Below are 16,214 nucleotides of genomic sequence, written 5' to 3' on the forward strand. Positions count from 1 at the left end.
CGCCGTCAATCGATCACACATTACAAGTTACACAGCGTCAGATTCTTGACGGTCAATGGGACCGAACATCCCGGTACATATAAAACTACTCAACCAACTCTTCAGTTCCGCCGAAACCGCCCGATTTTGCCTGTACCCCAAACGGGGTCCGGTACGACTCGACATGCCAACTTTACTATTTCGCAGTCGCAGAATCCAATGAAACGCTCAGGTTTGATTCATTGTTCTTAAAATTGCTTCAATTCTTGGCACATCTTCTGGATTGTTCAACTCCCAGAACTGCCGGCCACGGGCCTGAACCTCGACGCACAGCACCGGGCGCTCGCGCTCCAGGAACCGCAATTGCTCCAAACCCTCAAGCTTTTCCAGCGGTCCTGCGGCCCACAGCGGATAGGCCGCCAGCGCCGACGGGCGATAGGCATAGACGCCCACATGGTGATGCACCGGGGTCTCGTCGGTATCGGCAAAGTCTTGCCCGGTATAGGGGATGACCTCTTTCGAGAAATAGAGCGCCTTGCGGTCCTGCCCGAACACCGCCGTGGTGCCGCCGACGCGCCCCGCCCGGCGATCGGCCAGCAGCGCGTTCAGCGTTTCGCCATCGCAGCGCAGCACCGGGGTTGCGACCTCGGCCACCGGGTCGGCGCGCAGCCCCGCCACCAGATCCTCAATGAACCAGGCGGGGGTCAGCGGCGCGTCACCCTGCAGGTTGACGATGATCTCGAACCCGCCGCCCAGACGCTCCAGCGCCTCGGCACAGCGTTCGGTACCGTTGGCACAGGTGTCCGATGTCATCACGACCTCGGCCCCGAAGGCCTCGGCCGCGTCGCGGATGCGGTCGTCATCGGTGGCCACCACCACCCGGTCGACACCGGCGACGGCCTGCGCGGCCTCCCACGAGCGCTGGATCAGGCTTTTGGCGGTGCCATCCGGCCCGGTCAGCGCCACAAGCGGCTTGCCCGGATACCGGGTCGAGGCATAGCGCGCCGGAATGACGATCAGGACAGACATCAGCCCTGCTTCAGCGCGACGCCGGGGGCATAGGCGATGAAGAACGGGTTTTCATAGATCGGCTTGCCATAGGTCAGCGGCGTGTGATCGTCGAACCGGATCACCTGCCCGCCCGCGCCCAGCAACACGGCGTGGCCCGCGGCGGTGTCCCATTCCATCGTGCGGCCCAGCCGGGGATAGAAATCGGCCTCGCCCGTCGCCACAAGGCAGAATTTCAGCGACGAACCCGCGCCGGTCATGTCCTTGACGCTGTATTTGTTGATATAGTCGTCGGTCGCCTGATCCCGGTGCGATTTCGACGCCACCACGATCAGCCCGTCATTGTCGGGGGTCGACACATGCATGGGCGTGACCGGGCCCACCGTATCCAGCGCCAGATCGCCGGTCTCCTCGACCGAAGTGCCATCGGCCTGGGTATAGAACAGCCGCCCCTTGGCGGGCGCATAAACCACGCCGCGCACCGGCACGCCGTTTTCGACATAGGCGATGTTCACCGTGAACTCGCCCCGGCGCTTGACGAATTCCTTGGTCCCGTCCAGCGGATCGACGATCAGGAAACTGTCGGCGCTCTGGCTGTGGCTGGCGGCCTGTTCCTCGGTCACGATCAGGGTATCGGGAAACGCCTCGGCCAGGATTTCGGAAATCAGCGCATCGGCGGCCTCGTCGGCGGCGGTCACCGGGCTGTCGTCGGATTTGCTGCGCACCTCGAAATCATCTGCTTGATAAATTTCCATGATTTTCGCACCTGCCTGAAGCGCGGCGCGGCGACAGACCTGGGCCAGTTTGTCGTGATCCAATTCAAAAACTCCTCAATCGCATGACACACGCAGCCGGGCGGTTGCGTTGTAAGACTTTGGCAAACCCCTTATGATCTTATGCAACCAGATCGGCAAGCGGATGGGGACGCGAACCGCAACCGCACACAGGAATGAACAAAAAATGTTCGACCCGCGCAGAACCAGCACCACCTTTGGCGGCGCGTTCGAAACCCTGCGGCTGATTTACCGCACCACCGCACGCAACATCCGCAAGACCCACAGCAACCCGGTGATCGGTCTTTTGATGAACATGCTACAGACGGTGATGTTCGTCATGGCGTTCTATTTCATGTTCACGGTGCTGGGGCTGCGCAGCAATGCGGTGCGCGGCGATTTCCTGCTGTACATCATGTCGGGCATCTTCCTTTACATGACGCATATCAAGGCTTTGGGCGCCGTCACCGGTGCCGATGGCCCAACCTCGCCGATGATGCAGCACGCGCCGCTGAACACGATCATCGCGATCTGCGGCGCGGCGCTGGCCTCGCTCTATATCCAGATTCTATCGATGTCGGTGGTGCTGACGATCTATCACGTGGGGTTCACGCCGATCACCATCCAGGACCCAGCGGGCGCGATGGGGATGATCCTGTTGGCGTGGTTCACCGGCGTTTCGGTGGGGATGGTGCTGCGTGCCGCAAAGCCGTGGTTTCCCGGCATCGTCAACATCATCTCGACCATCTATACCCGCGCCAACATGATCGCCTCGGGCAAGATGTTTTTGGCCAACACCATGCCGGGCTATATGCTGGTAATGTTCGACTGGAACCCGCTGTTTCACGCCATCGACCAGGCGCGGGGTTTTGTTTTCATCAATTACAACCCGCATTTCAGCCGGATCGACTATCCGATCTATGTCGCGGTGACGCTGATCATGATCGGCTTGATGGGGGAATTCTATACGCGGAAACATGCCTCGATCAGCTGGTTTGCCAAGCGATAAGCCGCTGAAACCCGTCCCTGTCATTGGATAACACCGGCGCGCGCGCGATATTTCGAATGTCGCCGCCCGCGATCCGGGCGGCCCTGACGAAAGGACAACGGTATGAAACCCCTGATAGCCTCCATAGCCGCGCTGAGCCTGCTGGCCGCGTGCGATACCCCGGAACAAAGCGCCGGAACCGGCGCGCTGGTTGGTGCCGGGATCGGGGCCGCCACCGCGGGCGAGGACGAAACCGGCGGCGCAGTGATGGGCGCCGCGATCGGCGCCGTGGCCGGGCTGGCCGCGCATGGCGCCAAGGAAGGCGGGCGGCGCTGCTATATCCCGCATGCCGACGGCACCCGCACCTATGTGGATTGCCCGAACTAATCGACCACGCGCAGCGTCAGGTTGATCCGTCCGCCCTGCGGCAACAGGGCGGACGTGCCCGCGCGGATCCGGTCGATCCCGTGATAGATCAGCCGCGCGTCGCCCCCCATGACCACCACATCGCCCGAACCCAGCCAGGTGCTTTCGGTCTTGCCGCCGCGCGTCAGGTTGCCCAGCCGAAACAGCCCGTCATCCCCCAACGAGATCGAGACCACGGGAAAGCTGAAATCGGCCTCGTCCCGGTCCTGGTGCAGGCCCATCCGGGCATCGGCATCATAGAAATTGATCAAACAGCAATCGGGCCGCCGCGACAGGCCGGTCACCCGGTCCCAGACCCCGATGATGCTGTCGGGAATCGGTGGCCAGGCCGTCCCGCCGGGGTGGCGGGGCTCGTACCGATAGCCCGTCCGGTCCGAAAACCAGCCATACCGCCCGGCCGAGCTCATACGCACGCGCATCGGTTTGCCATAGGGGGTCATGGGCGAAAACAGCGGCGCCTGCTGCACCACCGCGCGCAGGTCGTCGACCATCGACCGCTGCGCCGCATCGTCCAGAAGCTGGCGGTGAATCGCAACGTCGCGAATGACCTCATCCGGCGTCAAAGCGCCTGATTTTGCGGATTCGAGTCGATTTTTCATGCCAAATCCCCCTGATTCAGGTCCCCGCGCCGCTTGCAGGGCCAATGCGCCCTCCTTATATACGCCGGGAAGCGTGAAAGGGATCGAAACCCGCTCACATCTGGGATCGGGGACCGGAAGCCTGACTAGGGTCCGGACCCCACGAAATCGCCGAAGAAGAGGTAGAGTATTATGGCTAAAGTCATCGGGATCGACCTTGGGACGACAAACTCTTGCGTTGCCATCATGGACGGCGCGCAACCCCGGGTCATCGAAAACGCCGAAGGGGCGCGTACCACCCCGTCGATCGTTGCATTCACCGACACTGAAAAACTGGTTGGACAGCCCGCAAAGCGTCAGGCCGTCACCAACCCCGAAAACACCATCTTCGCCGTCAAGCGCCTGATCGGGCGCCGCGTGGACGATGCCGAGGTCGAGAAGGACAAGAACCTTGTCCCCTACAAGATCGTCGACGGCGGCAATGGCGACGCATGGGTCGAAGTCAACGGCGAGAAATACAGCCCCGCGCAGATCTCGGCCTTCACCCTGCAGAAGATGAAGGAAACCGCCGAGAGCTATCTGGGCGAGGATGTGACCCAGGCGGTCATCACCGTTCCGGCCTATTTCAACGACGCCCAGCGTCAGGCCACCAAGGACGCGGGCAAGATCGCCGGTTTGGAAGTGCTGCGGATCATCAACGAACCGACCGCGGCCGCGCTGGCCTATGGCTTGGACAAGAAGGAAACCAAAACCATCGCGGTCTATGACCTTGGCGGCGGTACCTTCGACATCACCATCCTGGAAATCGACGACGGCCTGTTCGAGGTCAAGTCGACCAATGGCGACACCTTCCTGGGCGGCGAAGATTTCGACATGCGGATCGTCAACTATCTGGCGAACGAGTTCAAAAAGGAAAACGGCGTCGATCTGTCGAAAGACAAGATGGCCCTGCAGCGCCTGAAAGAGGCCGCAGAGAAAGCCAAGATCGAACTGTCGTCGAGCCAGCAGACCGAGATCAACCAGCCCTTCATCAGCATGGACCCCAATGGCGGCCAGCCGCTGCACATGGTGATGAAGCTGACCCGCGCCAAGCTGGAAAGCCTGGTGGGTGACCTGATCAAGGGCTCGCTGAAGCCCTGTCAGGCGGCGCTGAAGGATGCCGGTCTGTCGACCAGCGATATCGACGAGGTCGTTCTGGTCGGTGGTATGACCCGGATGCCGAAAGTGGTCGAAGAGGTCTCGAAATTCTTCGGCAAGGAACCGCACAAGGGTGTGAACCCCGACGAGGTCGTGGCCATGGGCGCCGCCATTCAGGCCGGTGTTCTGCAAGGCGACGTCAAGGACGTGGTCCTGCTGGACGTGACCCCGCTGTCGCTGGGCATTGAAACGCTGGGCGGTGTCTTCACCCGCCTGATCGACCGCAACACCACGATCCCGACGAAGAAGAGCCAGATCTTCTCGACCGCCGAGGATAACCAGAACGCCGTGACTCTGCGCGTGTTCCAGGGCGAGCGCGAGATGGCCGCCGACAACAAGCTGCTGGGCCAGTTCAACCTGGAAGAAATCCCGCCGGCACCGCGCGGCCTGCCGCAGATCGAAGTGACCTTCGACATCGACGCCAACGGCATCGTGTCGGTCGGGGCCAAGGACAAGGGCACCGGCAAGGAACAGTCGATCACGATCCAGGCGTCGGGCGGTCTGTCGGATGACGAGATCGACAAGATGGTCAAGGACGCCGAGGCCAATGCCGAGGCCGACAAGTCCCGCAAGGAGCTGGTCGAAGCCAAGAACCAGGCCGAAAGCCTGATCCATTCGACCGAAAAGTCGATGGAAGAGCATAACGACAAGGTCGATCCGACCACGATCGAGGCAATCGAACTGGCCATCGGCGCGCTGAAGGAAACGCTGGAAACCGACGATGCCGACAAGATCAAGTCGGGCATCCAGAACGTGACCGAAGCCGCGATGAAGCTGGGCGAGGCGATCTACAAGTCGCAGCAGGAAGCCGCTGGCGAGGAAGCGCCCGAGGGCGATGACGAGCCGCGTGGCGTCGATGACGACATCGTGGATGCCGATTTCGAGGACCTGGACGACGACAAGCGCGCCTAAGCGCACGGACATGCAGGCGGCCGGTCCGGTGATCCGGGCCGGCCCTTGCGTTCCCAAACAAGGATTTTCTGATGGCGAAGCGTGACTACTACGATGTTCTGGGCGTCGGGAAAGAAGCATCGGCTGACGAAATCAAGAAGGCCTATCGCACGAAGGCCAAGGAACTGCACCCCGACCGCAATGCCGACAACCCGGATGCCGAATCGCAGTTCAAAGAGGTCAACGAGGCCTATGACGCCCTGAAAGACCCCGAGAAAAAGGCCGCCTATGACCGGTTCGGCCACGCCGCCTTCGACGGTGGCATGGGCGGCGGACCGCGTCCCGGCGGCGGGTTCCAGGGCCAGGGCGATTTCGCCAGCGCATTTTCCGATGTATTCGACGACCTCTTTGGCGATTTCATGGGTGGGCGCGGCGGTGCCGGTGGCCGGCAACGTGCCACGCGCGGCTCGGACCTGCGCTATAACCTGCGGATCTCGCTCGAAGAGGCCTTCTCGGGCGCGCAGAAAACCATCAACGTGCCCGGCTCGGTCGCGTGCGGCGAATGCAACGGCACCGGATCCGAAGGCGGCGCCGAACCCGCCACCTGCCCCACCTGTTCGGGCATGGGCAAGGTGCGCGCGCAACAGGGGTTCTTCACCGTCGAACGCACCTGTCCCACCTGTTCGGGTCTGGGCCAGATCGTCAAGAACCCGTGCAAGGCCTGTGGCGGCGCGGGACGGATGGAAAAGGAACGCGCGCTGAGCGTGAACATCCCCGCAGGCGTCGAAACCGGCACCCGCATCCGCCTGGCGGGCGAGGGCGAGGCCGGGCTGCGCGGCGGACCTTCGGGCGATCTCTATATCTTTATCGAGGTCAAGGATCACCCGATCTTCCTGCGCGACAGCCAGAACCTTTATTGCCGCGTGCCGGTGCCGATGACCTCGGCCGCGATGGGCGGCGATATCGAGGTGCCGACGATCGACGGCGGCCGCAGCCGGGTGAAGATCCCCGCAGGCAGCCAGACCGGCAAGCAGATGCGCTTGCGTGGCAAGGGCATGCCCGCCCTGCGCGGGGCCGGGTCGGGCGACATGTTCATCGAACTGGCCGTCGAAACGCCGGTGAACCTGACCGCCAAGCAGAAAGAGCTGCTGAAAGAGTTCGACCGGCTGAGCGAGGATAATAACCCCGAAAGCTCGAACTTCTTTTCCAAGGTCAAAAGCTTCTGGGACGGGATGAAGGGTTAGGCGTTAACCCTTCGTTCACGATGCTCTGACAGGGTCGGCCCATGCGCCGACCCGATGCTTTTCATGAACCCCCCTTGCCGCTTCTGAATGCGGAAACCGCCACCCCGGTGGCGGCGGTGGCGGGCAAGCTGCCGTCCTATATCCGCGACCACCGCAAACGGCTGCGCGAACGGTTCCTGTCGGGCGGGGCCGATGCGCTGCCGGATTACGAGATGCTGGAACTGGTCCTGTTCCGCGCCATTCCCCGGCAGGATGTCAAACCGCTGGCCCGGCAGTTGCTGGAACATTTCGGCGATTTCAACCGCGTGCTCTCTGCGCCCATCCCCCGGTTGCGAGAGGTCAAGGGCGTGGGCGACGCGGTGATACAAGAGCTGAAGATCGTCGAGGCCGCCGCGCATCGCCTGGCCAAGTCACGGGTGATGGAACGTCATGTCATTTCCGGGTGGGAGGCGCTGATCACCTATTGCCACACCACCATGGCCCACCGCGAAACCGAACAGTTCCGCGTGTTCTATTTGGACCGCAAGAACGTGCTGATCGCGGACGAGGAACAGGCCCGCGGCACCGTCGATCATGTGCCCGTCTATCCGCGCGAGGTCTGCAAACGCGCGCTGGAGCTGAACGCAAGCGCGCTGATCCTGGTGCATAACCATCCATCGGGCGATCCGACGCCATCGGATGCCGATATCGCCATGACCCACCAGATCGAAACGGCGGCCCAGGCGCTGGGTCTGACGCTGCACGATCATCTGATCATCGGCAAATCGCGCGAGCTGAGCTTTCGCAGCGCGGGCTATCTTTAACGCAACCAGACCTCGACCCGGCGGTTCATGCTGCGGCCCCAGGCGTTGTCGTCACAGGCCATCGGCATCGCCTCGCCAAAGCCTTCGACCTGCATCTTCACACGGCTGAAATCGGCGGAAAATCCGGCCTTGCGCACCGCGGCCCGCACCGCCTCGGCCCGGGTTTTCGACAGCGCGCGGTTGGCGTCCGCGCTGCCCGCGCCATCGCTGAACCCGGCAAAGATCAGCGTGCGGTCATCGAAGGCGCCGGTTTCCAGCGCCTGTGCCAGCGTCGCGATATTGCCGAAGGATTGCGCATCCAGCGCGCTGGCGCCATCGCGGAACCGGAACGTGGTGGTCAGCCGGGCGGCCCCCGACAGGGTTTGCATCATCTGTTGCAGATCGGCCAGTGACACCTCGCCCCCCGCATGGGTGATGGCCGATGTCAGCCGGTCCCCCTGCAACGCCAGCGGGATCGCCTCCCACCCCAGATCGACCAAGCCCAGACCGCGCACGATGCGGTGGGCCGCCGGGGTCGTCAGATAGTCCAGGAACTCCCGCGCCAGCAACGGGAGCCGCTGCGCCGGGGTATACAGAAACAGCGGCGCGGTCAGCGGGTAATCCTCGGCCATCAGGGCGTGCCGGTCGGTGGGCAGCATCACGCCGCAATCGCCGATCAGCGACAGGATGCGCGCATTGCCCTGTTCCGACCGCCGCACCAGGCCCAGCGCCAGCGGGTCGGCGGCCACGCTGTCCGACAGTTCGGCCGCATCCGCATACGCAGTCAGCTCAAGCTGCCGCGCCGTGCCGAATTCGAACCGCAGCTTGCGCTGCAACAGGTCGCCGAAACCGGCATCCCCCGCGCCCAGATGCAGCGCAATCGGCAGCTCCAGCCCCGGCCAGTCCGCCTGTTGCCCCGACAGGATCGCGCGCAGCTCTTCCATGCCGATCTGGCGGCGCAGGTTGCCCGCCGCCACCACCGGCACCAGCGCGTCCAGCGCAACGATCCGCGCACGCGCCGGTTGGGTCAGGTCGCCCAGCCCGGCGGCGGCCAACGCCGCGGCCTCGTCGGTGCGCACCTCGCGCATGGACATGACCAGATCCGCCTGGCCGTCCAGCAGGTCGGCAAAGCCCTGATCCGCGCTGTTCAGCCGAAAGCCGATATCGGCCATTTGCCGGTCCTGCCCCGGCAGCGACAGCACCAGGCGGAACGTGTCCACCCCCGTGATCTCGCGCGTCAGGGCAAAGCCGCGCGCCGTCGCGAACCCCTCGACCAGCGCCGGCAGCAGGGTCGCGCCGATGCCCGGATCGCCCGAGAAATCGAACCGGGCCACATAGGCGTCCAAATCGGGGCAGCCCACACCGGCACAGACTACGCCCTGCCCGTCCAGCGTCAGCACGCCATAGGCCGAATTCAGGCGATAGAATTCCCCGTCATAAGAGATCAGCGTGCCCGTCACCTCGACGCTGCCATCGCGCGAGGTCAGCGTGACATCCTGCGCCCATCCGGGAAGCGCCATAAGTGCCAGCAACGCGACGCGGCATGCCATTCGCCAAAGTATCAAGATCATGGGCCCCGGTGCTGCGCGCTAGTTCCGGGCGATTTTCAGGTCTCGAAGCACGTTTTTCAACACCAGAAATTCACCCACCGCCGAACAGTCCGGCATCTGCACGCGCAGCCCTGCGGCCAGTAGCCCGTCCGCGCCGGGTTGCAGGGTTTCGGCCACGGCCATGCGGCCGCAATTCTGGCGGGTGACTTCGGCCTCGACGCTGACGCGCACGACGCCGGGCCCCCGGTCCAACCCGCGCGCCAAGCTATAGACCTGCGCGCGCCAACCATCGGCGGCATCCGCATCGCCCAGCTGGCTGAGATAACCGCCACGATGGGCCACCGCATCCTCGGCCCGGCCGGGCTGCGCGGTCCAGACATGGCCGGTGCCGCCGTAACCCGCGCCGAATTCGCGGGCATGCAGCGACACGCCCTGATCGCCCTGCCATTGCAGCACCACCCGGCGATAAAGCGGCGCATCGGGCACAGCCACATGCACCTGAACGCTGGCACCGTCGGCAAAGCTTATCTGAAACAGCGCGTCGTCGTTCAGGGCGGGGACCATCACGCGATAATGCCCGCGCGCATCGGTCCGCCCCGAAAACCGCAGCCCGGCGTGTTCAACGATCAGGGGCTGCGACAGGGCGCAGTTGGCCTGAAGCGACAACACCACCTGGGCCGCAAGCGCCAGCCGCGCCGACAGCGCCACGTCGCATGGCAGGCCATAGGGGCTGTAGCGCCCGGGTTGCAGCGCCGCACCATCCCCCGGCGCGGCCGGGGCGGTGACGGTCCGCGATGCCACGCGCGGCACCAATGGCGCCTGTGGCAGATCCACGGCACCGGTGGCGGGGGATATCCCCTGTGCGACGGGGGTGGCGGGTGCGGGATCCGGCGTCTGAAACCGCTGGATCGTCAGAACGATGCCGGTGACAAGAAAGACACTGGCGCCCAGGGCGGTAAAAAGCACGCTTCGGTTCATCCGCTGCACCTCCGGCCGGCGCCGCCCAGTGGGGCGGCCAGCCGATCAGGGTCAGGATCGCGCGCGGGGATCAAAAATCAACCCATAGCTGCAAAGGCGCGCCGCGCAGCCAAAGCCGGATCAGGCCAGGCTGCCGTGGCAATGCTTGAACTTTTTCCCCGAGCCACAGGGGCAGGGATCGTTCCGGCCCGGATTGCCCCAGGTTTCCGGCGCGTTTTCGTCAAACGTGCCACTGTCCTTGGCCAGCTCGGCGGCCTCGGCGGCGGCGGTTGCTGCGTCGGCGGCGGACTGGATTTCTTTTTGCTGTTCGACCAGTTGCTGCATCATCTGCTGCTGCTCGTCCTCGGTCAGCATCCGGATCTGGCCCAGCTTCTGGGTCACTTCCTCGCGCAGCGAATCCAGCAGGGTTTCGAACAGGGTGAAGGCCTCGGTCTTGTATTCGTTCAGCGGATCGCGCTGTGCATAGCCACGGAAGCCCACGACCGACCGCAGATGTTCCAGCGTCAGCAGGTGATCGCGCCATTTGCCGTCGATGGTCTGCAGCAGGATCTGCTTTTCGATATTGCGCATGTTTTCGGGGCCGAACTGCGCGGCTTTGGCGGCCATGTATTCGTCGGACGCCTTGTACAGACGCTCGCGGATGTCATTGTCATCCACGCCTTCTTCCTGCATCCAGGCGATGACCTTGGAATCCAGGTTGGTCTTTTCCATCATCGCCGCATACAGCCCCTCGGCATCCCATTGATCGGCATAGGATTTCGGCGGGATATAGGTATCGACCACGTCGTCGATCACCTGATGGCGCATGTCCTGAACGATTTCCGACAGATCGGCGGCTTCCATGATCTCGCGCCGCTGGGCAAAGATCACCTTGCGCTGGTCGTTCATCACATCGTCGAATTTCAGCAGCTGCTTGCGGATGTCGAAGTTCCGCCCCTCGACCTTGGCCTGGGCGCGTTCCAGCGATTTGTTCACCCACGGATGCACGATCGCCTCGCCCTCTTTCATGCCCAGCTTCGACAGGACATTGTCCAGCCGTTCCGAGCCGAAGATGCGCATCAGATCGTCGTCCAGCGACAAAAAGAACGAGGACCGTCCCGGGTCCCCCTGACGGCCCGACCGGCCGCGCAGCTGATTGTCGATCCGGCGGGATTCGTGCCGTTCGGTTGCCAGAACGAACAGGCCACCGGCCGCCAGGACCTTTTCCTTTTCGTCAGCATGTTCGGCCTCGATCCGGGCGCGAATGGCCTCGGGATCGGCATCGGGGTCGGCGTCCAGCGCCTCGAGCACCTTCAGCTCGACATTGCCGCCCAGCTGAATGTCGGTGCCGCGCCCGGCCATGTTGGTGGCGATGGTGACCGCACCGAAACGGCCCGCATCGGCGACGATCTTGGCTTCCTGTTCGTGATGGCGCGCGTTCAGAACGTTATGTTCGACACCGGCCTTTTTCAGCATATCGGACAGGAATTCCGATTTCTCGATCGACGTGGTGCCCACCAGAACCGGCTGGCCCTTCTTGTGCGCTTCCTGGATCTCTTCGACGATGGCGGCGTATTTCTCGCGCGCCGTGCGGAACACCTGGTCATGCTCGTCGATCCGGGCGATGGGGCGGTTCGTCGGAACCTCGACCACGCCCAGCTTATAGATGTCGCCGAATTCCTCGGCCTCGGTCGCGGCGGTGCCGGTCATGCCCGCCAGCTTGTTGTAAAGCCGGAAATAGTTCTGGAACGTGACCGAGGCCAGCGTCACGTTTTCGGGCTGGATCGGCACGCCCTCTTTCGCCTCAATCGCCTGATGCATCCCGTCCGACAAACGCCGTCCGGCCATCATCCGGCCGGTGAATTCGTCGATCAGCATGACCTCGTTGTTGCGGACGATGTAATCCTTGTCGCGCTGGAACAGCTTGTGCGCACGCAGGGCCTGGGTCGCGTGGTGCACGATGGTCGTGCTTTCGGGATCATAGAAGGACTGGTCCTTGGGCAGGACGCCCTCGAACTGGAACAGGTTTTCCAGAAACTCGTTGCCCTCGTCGGTAAAGGTCGCGTTCCGGGTCTTTTCGTCCAGCGTGTAATGTTCCTCGGTTAGGCGGTTCATCAGCTTGTCGATGGTGACATAGAGCTCGCTGCGGTCCTGGCTGGGCCCCGAGATGATCAGCGGCGTCCGCGCCTCGTCGATCAGGATGCTGTCGACCTCGTCCACGACGGCGAAGTTGTGGTCGCGCTGCACCATCTGGCTGATTTCCGAGCGCATGTTGTCGCGCAGGTAATCGAAGCCCAGCTCGTTATTGGTGGCATAGGTCACGTCGGCGGCATAGGCGGCGCGCTTTTCCTCTTCGGGCTGCTGGGGATAGATCACCCCACAGGTCAGCCCCAAAGTGTTGTAAACCTTGCCCATCCAGTCGGCGTCGCGCCGCGCGAGATAATCGTTGACGGTGACGATATGCACGCCCTTGCCCGTCAGCGCGTTCAGATAGGCCGGGAAGGTCGCGACCAGGGTCTTGCCCTCGCCGGTCTTCATCTCGGCGATATTGCCCTGATGCAGAAAGATACCGCCCATCAACTGCGTGTCGAACGCCCGCAGGCCCAGCGCGCGGCGGGCCCCCTCGCGGCAATTGGCGAAAGCTTCGGGCAGCAGCGCGTCCAGGCTTTCGCCCTCCATCGCGCGTTTGGCCAGATCTTCGGTCTTTTGTTTCAGCCCCTCGTCGCTCAGCGCTTCGAATTCGGGCTCCAGCGCGTTGATCTTCTCGATGAGCGGACGGGTGGCTTTGACCATACGATCATTCGGGGTGCCAAAAACCTTTTTGGCGAGTGTTCCTAAGCCCAGCATGTGTTCTCCGCTCGGATGCCAATCACGGGATCATTCCAGAGGATACCTTGCCCCCCCATCGCCGCGGCCTTAGGTAAGGTCAGGAAACAATGGCGGTCGGGCTCTCTGCGACCATGCAGCGATGTAAGCGGCCACCACAACAGTGTCAACGTTGCCAGCAAGCGCAACACCAGATGGAGTGGCCCGAATGCCCGTTCTTCCCCGTACCGCCCTTGCGATCAGCCTGTGTGCGCTGATCTCGGCCCCCGCTTTCGCTCAGGAACCGGCCGCCGACACCGTAATCGCCACCGTGGGCGGTGAAGACATCACTTTGGGTCACATGATCATGATGACCCAGCAACTGCCGCCGAACTATCAGGCGCTGGACGACCAGGTGCTGTACGAGGCCGTGCTGGACCAGCTGATCCGTCAGACCGCCGTGGCCCAGACGATGGAGGGCGAGCTGAGCAAGGCCGCCAAGCTGGCGCTGGAAAACGAGCGCCGGTCGTTCCTGGCGGGCGAGGCCTTGGGCCAGATGGATGCGATCCAGATCGACGACGCCGCGATCGAGGCCGCCTATAACGAACAATTCGCCGATGTCGCGCCCGAACAGGAATTCAATGCCTCGCATATCCTGGTCGAGACCGAAGAAGACGCCAAGGCGATCAAGTCCGATCTGGACGGCGGCGCCGATTTCGCGGAGCTGGCGAAAGAGAAGTCCACCGGCCCGTCCGGCCCGTCGGGCGGCAATCTGGGCTGGTTCGGCAAGGGCATGATGGTCGCCCCGTTCGAGGAAGCCGTGGTGGCGATGGAACCCGGCCAGATCTCGGACCCGGTACAGACCCAGTTCGGCTGGCATGTCATCCTTCTGAACGAAGCGCGTGACAAGCCCGCCCCGACCCTGGACGAGATGCGCGATTCCATCACCGCCGAATTGCAACAGCAGGCCGTGACCAAAGCGCTGGACGAAATCACCAACGCGGCGGATATTGTCCGCAACGAGACCGAGATCGACCCCGCGCAATTGCGGAACATGGACCTGCTCGAAAACTGAGCTGGCCAGCCAACGAGGGACAGATGGCGAAGAAAAAGACCCAGAAGGCGTCGAAGAAGAAAGCCAAGCAGGTCAGCAAGTCAGACGACAAGGATCTGAAGCTGAAACTGTCGAAGCTGCGCAAGAAGGTGAAACAGCTCAAGGCCGCGGCGGTCGCACCCGCGGACGCGGCCCCGGCGGCCGGGCCCAAGGTGTCGCCGCTGGCCCCGGCCAGCTTTCCCGACCTGCCGGAAATCGCCGGGGTGCGCTTTGCCGTCGCCCGGGCCGGCGTCCGCTACAAGGGGCGCGACGATGTCATGCTGGCCGAACTGGCGCCCGGCACGCAGGTGGCGGGCGTCTTCACCCGCTCGGCCACCCGCTCGGCCCCCGTGCTGGATTGCGAAGCCAAGATCGGCAAACCGGCGCAGCCGGATCAGCCCTCGGCCATTCTGGTCAATGCGGGCAATTCCAACGCCTTTACCGGATCTTACGGCGAACGTTCCGTCCAGGCGCTGACCCAGGCCGTGGGGGCCGCGCTGAACGTTGCGCCCGAACGCGTCTTCACCTCGTCCACCGGGGTGATCGGCGAACCCCTGCCGCATGAGCGGATCGAGGCGGTCCTGGCGCAAATGGCCGCCGACCTGACCCCGGCGGGCGCCAAGGCCGCTGCCGGCGCCATCATGACGACCGACACCTATCCCAAGGGCGCCACCGCCACGATCGAGATTGACGGGACCCCCGTCACCATCACCGGCATCGCCAAAGGCTCGGGCATGATCGCGCCGGATATGGCGACGATGCTGGTCTATATCTTCACCGATGCTGCAATCCGGCATCAGACCCTGCAACGCCTGCTGTCGCGCCTGACGGACGAGACCTTCAACTGCATCACGGTGGATGGCGATACCTCGACCTCGGACACGTTGCTGGTCGCCGCGACGGGCCAGAGCGGCGCGACCGAGATCCGCGATCTGCGCAGCCGCCCCGCCCGGGATTTCGCCGACGCGCTGAAGGCGGTGATGCTGGATCTGTCGCATCAGGTCGTGCGCGACGGCGAGGGCGCCACCAAGTTCGCCGAGATCCGCGTGACCGGCGCCACCCGTGACGCCGACGCGCACAAGGTCGCCATGGCCATCGCGAATTCGCCGCTGGTCAAGACCGCGCTGGCGGGCGAGGATCCGAATTGGGGCCGCATCGTCATGGCGGTGGGCAAATCCGGCGCCCATGCCAATCGCGACAAGCTGTCGATCCGGTTCGGCGACATCCTGGTCGCGGAAAACGGCTGGGTCGCCGAAAGCTATACCGAAGAGGCCGGCGCGACCTATATGAAGCAATCCGATCTGGTGATTGCGGTCGATCTGGGCCTGGGACGCGGCGCGGCCACGGCGTGGACCTGTGATCTGACCTATGACTATATCCGGATCAACGCGGATTACCGGTCGTGAAAACGGTTCTGGTATCGGCGGTTGCGCTGATCGATGTCGAAGGCCGGGTGCTGCTGGCGCAGCGCCCCGAAGGGAAATCCATGGCGGGGCTGTGGGAATTTCCCGGCGGCAAGGTCGAACCGGGCGAAACGCCCGAAGCGGCGCTGATCCGCGAGCTGCACGAGGAATTGGGCATCGAAACCTGGTCAAGCTGCCTGGCGCCGCTGACCTTTGCCAGCCACAGCTATGATTCGTTTCACCTGCTGATGCCGCTTTTTGCATGCCGAAAATGGGGCGGAATACCGAATCCCCGCGAAAATCAGGTGCTGAAATGGGTTCACGCCACGGATTTGCGGAAATTTGACATGCCCGCAGCCGATGTCCCACTGATCCCGATTCTGCAACAATGGCTATAACTCAGGCAATTTAAACGAATTTGCCTAAGGTCGTCATTATTTTGCGCATTATTTAGCCGTGCTTTGGCGACAGTAACCCAATTTTTAGGATGATTTTTTATTTATATGTATTACATTCATGTAACGAATTGGGTTTGGGAGA

14 protein-coding genes are annotated in these 16,214 nt (G+C 63.2%); 8 read left to right on the plus strand and 6 right to left on the minus strand.

Annotation, left to right across the window (positions count from 1 at the left end):
• Window positions 1-207 precede the first annotated feature (207 nt).
• Complete coding sequence (locus CLM60_RS03255; protein WP_095587736.1) at window positions 208-1,008, minus strand: 3-deoxy-manno-octulosonate cytidylyltransferase; 801 nt, start codon at window positions 1,006-1,008, stop codon at window positions 208-210.
• The gene (gene cysQ / locus CLM60_RS03260) at window positions 1,008-1,805 is read right to left on the minus strand and encodes a 3'(2'),5'-bisphosphate nucleotidase CysQ (protein WP_095587737.1); all 798 of its coding nucleotides are present in this window, start codon (window positions 1,803-1,805) and stop codon (window positions 1,008-1,010) included. Before cysQ ends, CLM60_RS03255 begins: the two co-directional genes overlap by 1 nt.
• Before the next feature lie 142 nt (window positions 1,806-1,947).
• Here cysQ and CLM60_RS03265 point away from each other — a divergent pair, with 142 nt between their 5' ends.
• A complete protein-coding gene (locus CLM60_RS03265) occupies window positions 1,948-2,769 on the plus strand; it encodes an ABC transporter permease (protein WP_095588005.1) in 822 nt (273 codons plus the stop codon).
• A gap of 102 nt (window positions 2,770-2,871) precedes the next feature.
• Window positions 2,872-3,135: a hypothetical protein gene (locus CLM60_RS03270; RefSeq protein ID WP_095587738.1), complete on the plus strand. Its 264-nt coding sequence runs from the start codon at window positions 2,872-2,874 to the stop codon at window positions 3,133-3,135.
• On the opposite strand, the gene CLM60_RS03275 is transcribed toward CLM60_RS03270, so the two are convergent.
• A complete protein-coding gene (locus CLM60_RS03275) occupies window positions 3,132-3,773 on the minus strand; it encodes an alpha-ketoglutarate-dependent dioxygenase AlkB family protein (RefSeq protein WP_095587739.1) in 642 nt (213 codons plus the stop codon). The genes CLM60_RS03270 and CLM60_RS03275 overlap by 4 nt on opposite strands.
• A 171-nt stretch (window positions 3,774-3,944) precedes the next feature.
• Between CLM60_RS03275 and dnaK the strand changes: the two genes are divergently transcribed.
• From dnaK to radC, 3 genes are all read left to right on the plus strand, one after another.
• Entirely contained in the window at window positions 3,945-5,861 is a 1,917-nt protein-coding gene (dnaK, locus tag CLM60_RS03280) for a molecular chaperone DnaK (protein ID WP_095587740.1), read from the plus strand.
• 71 nt (window positions 5,862-5,932) lie between these two features.
• A complete protein-coding gene (dnaJ, locus tag CLM60_RS03285; protein WP_095587741.1) occupies window positions 5,933-7,084 on the plus strand; it encodes a molecular chaperone DnaJ in 1,152 nt (383 codons plus the stop codon).
• A 41-nt stretch (window positions 7,085-7,125) separates the two neighbouring features.
• Window positions 7,126-7,887: a RadC family protein gene (radC, locus tag CLM60_RS03290; RefSeq protein WP_095587742.1), complete on the plus strand. Its 762-nt coding sequence runs from the start codon at window positions 7,126-7,128 to the stop codon at window positions 7,885-7,887.
• Here radC and CLM60_RS03295 read toward each other — a convergent pair.
• The 3 genes from CLM60_RS03295 to secA form a co-directional block, all read right to left on the minus strand.
• Entirely contained in the window at window positions 7,884-9,437 is a 1,554-nt protein-coding gene (locus tag CLM60_RS03295) for an OmpA family protein (RefSeq protein WP_245848160.1), read from the minus strand. The genes radC and CLM60_RS03295 overlap by 4 nt on opposite strands.
• Window positions 9,438-9,455: 18 nt before the next feature.
• Entirely contained in the window at window positions 9,456-10,394 is a 939-nt protein-coding gene (locus tag CLM60_RS03300; protein WP_095587744.1) for a hypothetical protein, read from the minus strand.
• Between the two features lie 120 nt (window positions 10,395-10,514).
• Window positions 10,515-13,220 (minus strand): preprotein translocase subunit SecA, encoded by a 2,706-nt coding sequence (gene secA / locus CLM60_RS03305; RefSeq protein WP_095587745.1) that lies wholly within the window; start codon window positions 13,218-13,220, stop codon window positions 10,515-10,517.
• 187 nt (window positions 13,221-13,407) lie between these two features.
• On the opposite strand from secA, the gene CLM60_RS03310 reads away from it, so the two are divergent.
• Genes CLM60_RS03310 through CLM60_RS03320 form a run of 3 tightly spaced genes read left to right on the plus strand, consistent with a single transcriptional unit; the run spans window position 13,408 to window position 16,072 of the window.
• Complete coding sequence (locus tag CLM60_RS03310) at window positions 13,408-14,253, plus strand: foldase protein PrsA (RefSeq protein ID WP_095587746.1); 846 nt, start codon at window positions 13,408-13,410, stop codon at window positions 14,251-14,253.
• Between the two features lie 23 nt (window positions 14,254-14,276).
• Window positions 14,277-15,677 (plus strand): bifunctional glutamate N-acetyltransferase/amino-acid acetyltransferase ArgJ, encoded by a 1,401-nt coding sequence (gene argJ, locus CLM60_RS03315; protein WP_095587747.1) that lies wholly within the window; start codon window positions 14,277-14,279, stop codon window positions 15,675-15,677.
• Window positions 15,674-16,072, plus strand: coding sequence for a (deoxy)nucleoside triphosphate pyrophosphohydrolase (locus CLM60_RS03320; RefSeq protein WP_095587748.1), 399 nt, complete (start codon window positions 15,674-15,676; stop codon window positions 16,070-16,072). The genes argJ and CLM60_RS03320 overlap by 4 nt, the downstream gene beginning before the upstream one ends.
• Window positions 16,073-16,214: the final 142 nt, after the last annotated feature.

This window comes from Actibacterium ureilyticum (assembly GCF_002285435.1).
GTDB classification, from domain to species: Bacteria; Pseudomonadota; Alphaproteobacteria; order Rhodobacterales; family Rhodobacteraceae; genus Actibacterium_C; species Actibacterium_C ureilyticum.